The sequence below is a fragment of the Candidatus Rickettsia tasmaniensis genome (genome assembly GCF_036857515.1).
Classification (GTDB): domain Bacteria; phylum Pseudomonadota; class Alphaproteobacteria; order Rickettsiales; family Rickettsiaceae; genus Rickettsia; species Rickettsia rickettsii.
Map to the genome: position 1 here is coordinate 1 of NZ_JAQCNX010000038.1, position 5,838 is coordinate 5,838.

Here is a 5,838-nt window from a genome sequence, read left to right on the forward strand (position 1 = left end):
TAAATTGTAATGTCACAACTAGATGTTTTAATAGTAGACGATGAAGAGAGTATACGAAATCTCATTGCTGCAAATTTGAAAGATGAAGGTTTTAACCCTAAGGTTGCCGCTAATAGTACTCAAGCCCTTAAAATACTTTCCGAAAAACCGGTCTCTGCAGTTATACTTGATATTTGGCTTCAAGGAAGCGAAATTGACGGGCTTGGGATTTTAGAGATAATTAAAAAACGCTATCCTTTAATGCCGGTAATAATTATTAGCGGTCACGGTACTATAGAAACAGCAGTAAATGCTATAAAAATGGGTGCTTACGATTATATAGAAAAACCGTTTAATAATGATAAATTAGTTATTTTACTTACAAGAGCTTGTGAAGTAACAAAGTTAAAACGCGAAAATATAGATTTAAAATCAAAGGTTATAGATAAAACTGAATTAGTAGGCGGATGTTCGGTAACTTTAAAATATAAAATGGCAATAGAAAAGGCAGCTAGCTCTAGCAGTCGTATAATGATTCACGGTAAAGTCGGTAGCGGTAAAGAACTTGCAGCAAGATTAATTCATAGACAATCTAAAAGGGTTAATAATCCGTTCATTATTTTCAGCCCTACCTGTATGACTACGGAAAAAATCAATCAAGAATTATTCGGCGAATTGGAAAAGCAGACAAATAATAATAAACGCCCTACTATCTTAGAATTTGCCAATAACGGTACTTTATATATAGATGAGGTCAGTAATATTCCTATTCCTATCCAAGTAAAATTATTAAAATTCCTTAAAGATCAAACTATTACAAAACCTTGCGGAAAAAATATTAAAATTGATATAAAAATTATCACCGGTACTTCTAAAAATATCCAAGATGAAGTTAATAACGGCAAATTCCTAGAAGATCTATATTATCGCCTTAATGTATCCTCTCTAAAAGTACCTTCATTATATGAAAGAAAAGAAGATATACCGCTACTCGTTAAGTATTTTGTTAAGCAACTTTCAAAATTTTCAGGTTTAAAAGAACGTAGCTTTGCCGATGAAACTATCGCCGCTCTTCAATCCTATGAATGGCCGGGCAATATTAGACAATTACGTAACGTTGTTGAATGGACTTTAATTATGAATCCGTTAACTACAGGTAATAATGAAATTATCACACCTTATATGATACCTTCTGAAATATTAGCAAATAGTGCTAATCTTACAAAACTTGAAGATAGCTTTGATATGTTATCTATGCCGCTTAGAGAAGCTAGAGAAGTTTTTGAGCGTCAATATCTATCGGCACAAATGAGTCGTTTTAATAATAATATTTCAAAAACATCCTCATTTGTCGGTATGGAAAGATCAGCTTTGCATCGTAAATTAAAATTATTAAGCTTACATATACCTCCTACAAATAGAATAAACGAAGAAGAATATGAGGAAGCAAATGCTTAAAGTCATATCAATAATTACGATTTATTTGTTATTAAGCAGCTGCTCCGAATCTACTCGTGATGCGAACGGATTACTTACGGATAGCCAAAGCACGGTAATTCGGAATTATATAATATCGCAAAATTCTAAAAACCTTAAAGTGAACCTTAAAGAGAAGTTCGGTTCAAATTTAAAAGGAGTAAAATTAATAGGAGTACAGCTAATAAATGAAGATTTATCAGGAATAGATTTGACTTCCTGCGAAATATTACGTGCTGATTTTGCAGGTAGCAATTTAGAAAAAGCAATACTTACAAATGCTATAATTCAAGAAAGTAATTTTGCAGATTCGGTAATAAAAAATATTTCCGGATATAATTCCGACTTTCAAGGGTCAATTTTTCACAATATAACATTACAAAATACAAATTTTGTTCAATCAAATTTTAGCGATACTGCTTTTAATAAAACTACTATAATAAATGTCAACTTTGAAAAGTCTAAATTTAGTCATGTATTATGGAGCAATAATACTATCGACGGTGTTAATTTTCAAAAAGCTCACCTAAAGAATAATAGCTTTAAAAATACTAATATAACAAATTCAATATTTTACGGTACGGATTTAGAAAAAAGTGTAATAAATAATACCAATTTTACTAATAATTATTTTGAATCTAGTGACCTAAGTCAAACTAAATTAATAGCAGTAATAATTAAGGATTCTAACTTCACACACAGTATTTTTAATGAAGTAAATTTTAATAACGTACAAAGTAATAACTCTTTCTTTTCATACGCTTCCTTTCAAGATTCAACATTACAAAATATTAGCCTTACTAAATATGATTTACAAAATAGTACAATTAGTAGTTCAGTTTTAAATCATTTTAAAATCGATAATGCTATATTAAATAATATGAGTCTAAACGATAATAAATTTAATAATTTATCAATAAAAAATAGTAATGCTAATTTTGTAAGGATTAATAAAACTAAAGGCTCAAATATTACTTTAGATAATATTAGCTATACTAATAATATTTTTAGCAATAATGATTTTGAACAATTTATAGTAATTAATACTGACTTAAACAGCAGTGAAATAATAAACTCAAATATAACTAACGGACAATTTAATAATATAAATTTTTCTAAATCTTTAATACAAAACGTAAATTTTTCAGATGTTAAAATTACTTTAGGCAATTTAAACCAAGTAGCTCTAATAAATTCCAATCTAACAAATACTGCGGTTATTAACTCCGTCCTTTCTAATTCGCAAATAAATAATATTAACTACCAAGCGTATTCCGGTTTTATTAATACTAATGTTTCTAATAATATTATTTTAAATAGTGATAATTCGAGCAAAATTCCACCAAATAATATAATAATAAATTTGGTAAAAGATTTGCAAAAAATAACTCACTTAGCAAATATGAATTTAACAAATTGTGACTTGAGCAACTTAATATTTGATAGAGTAGATTTTTCAAATAGTATCTTTAAAAATGCTAACCTAACAAATACGATAATAAAAAATTCTATTTTAAAAGAGGCTAATTTTTCTGCAGCAATACTTACTAAAACCGATTTTTCAAACTCAATATTAACAGATAGTATATTTAAATCAGCTAAAATTGATCAGGCGGGCTTTAATAACTCCGACCTAACAAATGCCGATTTTACCGAAGCAGCAATTAAAGATACTTCGTTTGATAAAGCTAAGACAAGCGGAATGAAAGGAGTAGAATAATCTTTAAATACCTTGGTCCTTACACGAACATTCAGTATGTCATCCCCGCGTGGCATTGTTGCGTGGATCAGTAAATGCTCTTTATGTCATTCCCGCGAAAGCGGGAATCCAGTAAAACATATAAAAAATTTTTTATATGCTTATTTTGTTAAAGGTGTAATTTTGTCCAATACTAAGGGTTATTTTTCTAGATGCCTGCTTTCAGGAATGAGATAGCATTTACCTTTGGTTGCTCTTGGAAGACCTTGCTTTATTAGTAGGAGTATTAGACGGTGTAAATGAATTATTATTTATAAAAGCAGTAGGACTTTGCTGCTTCATTCTATTAATAATTTGTTGTTGTTTAAGATTATTTATCTTTTGTTTTCCGGCTATCCTTATAGATTTAGTAATTTTGGCAGTTTCTACAAATATTTCCTTAGGAGTTTGTAGCTGATCAATTCGCTCATAATGTTTTTTAAGAAACTCTTCTTTTATCTCTGGCTTTATTCCTTTCAAATCAACATATGTTCTATATAACTTCTTTAATTTTATTTGTTGCTTGGAAGATTTGTGAGGAAGTGATTTAATCGAATTAACAAGACTACTACCTATTTCTTTTATAATATTAACTGCAGGCGAAGCTATTTTCTTTATTCCTTCATAAATTTTACCTAACCCACTAGCAATAACATCTAATAGTTTAGGCGCATATTCTTTAGATATAGGGGGTATATCCCTAATAATATCTCTCGCTTCAGTTAGATTATTAGCTAAATGGAGTAATGCTTTTTTCTCCTCTAACTCGGTAGAGCGATTAGCATATGAACTAGCTATATCTGCCTGAGCATCTATAGTATCGGTAATTATTGATTTAGTATCATTAAAAGAAAGATCTATAGGTGTCTTTTTTTGCGTTATAGGGCTGTCTTCTCTTAATTTATCTAGCCTATCACGTATTGCTTGGTCTTTTTGATCATTAAGGCTTTTACTTTTTTGTTCTAGTCTAAGCTCAGATTGCAGCTGCTCAATTAGATCGTCTACTTCATTACCAGATTTTTTTGTGGGGATATAAGGTCTATCTTGGAGCTTTGCAAACCTTTCTTCTAATTCTTCAAGTGATGGAGGAGTGCCTTTAAGTTTTGCTAGTCTTTCTTCTAATTCTTTTATTATTTGATCGTCCTGCTTTTTCTTAGACATATATATACCTCTATAATAATTCCTAGGTTTTATAAAAGAAAATTAATAAGATTTTAGTTATTCCTATTTCAAAAAAATCTTATAATTTACAACAAAAAATAGATTAATTTAATTTTCCGCACGCAAAGCCTAGTTATTAATAACACAAACTACTAACTAAAATAAAGTATTTTTTGATATGAGTTAAGATATAATTATATAAAGCTAGCATTACCCGCGTGGATCAGTTTTGCCATTGTCACCTAGTTCCTTGATCACGGGGTCTAGTTAAAAATACTAATATTATTAGTATTTTATTTTCTGGATACCACATAATTCAGCTAATTCTGCACGTGCCTTATTTTCTCATATAACTTTAAACATTTTTCTTTTTTAACCATTCCCTGACTTCGTCAGTAGTGTAAGTTTTAAAATCAGGGGCATTAATTCTTTGCAAAGCAATTTTAGCATCTTCTGAATCTTCTTGTATTTCCTGTAGATAATATTCAATTGCTTTACGTACTATATACCCTTTTGATCTGTCTAAGTTTTTTGCTGACTATGCTAAACTATTATTTAGTTCGTCCGGAATAGTTAAATTCAGTCTTGCCATCTTGTGACCTATCTTTAATTAATAACACATTACTACACATAATAGCACAAACTACAAACTGAAAAAAGCTATAAATACTTATCTAACACGTCCGACATAATTTTACGAGCTACAGGGGCGGCGGCTTTATTACCACCTCCACCATGATCAATAAAGACGGTAACGGAATAACTAGGATTGCGATAAGGAGCGAAGCCTAAGAACAAGGCATGATTACGCCTCTCCCAAGCAATAGATTTACGGCTTAAATCATCTTTAGCATTTAGTTTGCCTTGCACCTGCGAAGTACCGGTTTTACCAGCGAACTGCCTATTTTTGCCTAAAATTCTATTATAATACGCCGTACCTCCCGCAACATTAACGGTATTATACAAACTTTCTTGGATTATTGTGATATTTTCGGGCTTAATATTGACATTATAAAATTCCGGATCATTTTTTAATATTCTAGGCGTATACAGTTTACCGTTACTTGCAATAGCCGTAATAAACCTTGCAAGCTGCATCGGCGTTACCCCTAGAAACCCCTGTCCGATTGCTAAATTAAAACTATCTCCTATTGACCAAGGAAGCTTTAATTTTTTCTTTTTCCACTCTTTTGACGGTACAAACCCGCTACTTTCAGGAGCTAAATCAATACCGGTTTTTGAGCCGAGGCCAAATTCTCTTGCAACTTCAAGAATTTTATCCGGACCTACTATTCTTGCTAATTCATACATATAAATATTACAAGAATGCTTTAAAGCAGACATCATATCTAACGTTCCGTGTCCGCTATGATTCCAACATCTAAAGCTATTAGTACCAAAAGCAGAGCTACCATCGCAAAAAACGGTCTTATTAGGATTAATGCCTACTTCAAGGGCTGCAAGTACGGTAATTATTTTAAAAA

The 5,838-nt window shown here is 30.7% G+C and carries 4 protein-coding genes; 2 read left to right on the forward strand and 2 right to left on the reverse strand.

Features of this window, described 5'->3' with window-relative positions:
- Window positions 1-9 precede the first annotated feature (9 nt).
- Together O6R16_RS07285 and O6R16_RS07290 are read left to right on the forward strand one after the other, a co-directional pair.
- Window positions 10-1,437, forward strand: a complete 1,428-nt coding sequence (locus tag O6R16_RS07285; RefSeq protein ID WP_499680619.1) for a sigma-54-dependent transcriptional regulator — start codon at window positions 10-12, stop codon at window positions 1,435-1,437.
- Complete coding sequence (locus tag O6R16_RS07290) at window positions 1,430-3,175, forward strand: pentapeptide repeat-containing protein (RefSeq protein WP_499680620.1); 1,746 nt, start codon at window positions 1,430-1,432, stop codon at window positions 3,173-3,175. Before O6R16_RS07285 ends, O6R16_RS07290 begins: the two co-directional genes overlap by 8 nt.
- 219 nt (window positions 3,176-3,394) lie before the next feature.
- On the opposite strand, the gene O6R16_RS07295 is transcribed toward O6R16_RS07290, so the two are convergent.
- A complete protein-coding gene (locus O6R16_RS07295) occupies window positions 3,395-4,354 on the reverse strand; it encodes a hypothetical protein (protein WP_499680621.1) in 960 nt (319 codons plus the stop codon).
- 660 nt (window positions 4,355-5,014) lie between these two features.
- Window positions 5,015-5,838: penicillin-binding transpeptidase domain-containing protein (locus tag O6R16_RS07300; protein WP_499680622.1), on the reverse strand; the 824-nt coding region annotated here is incomplete at its 5' end.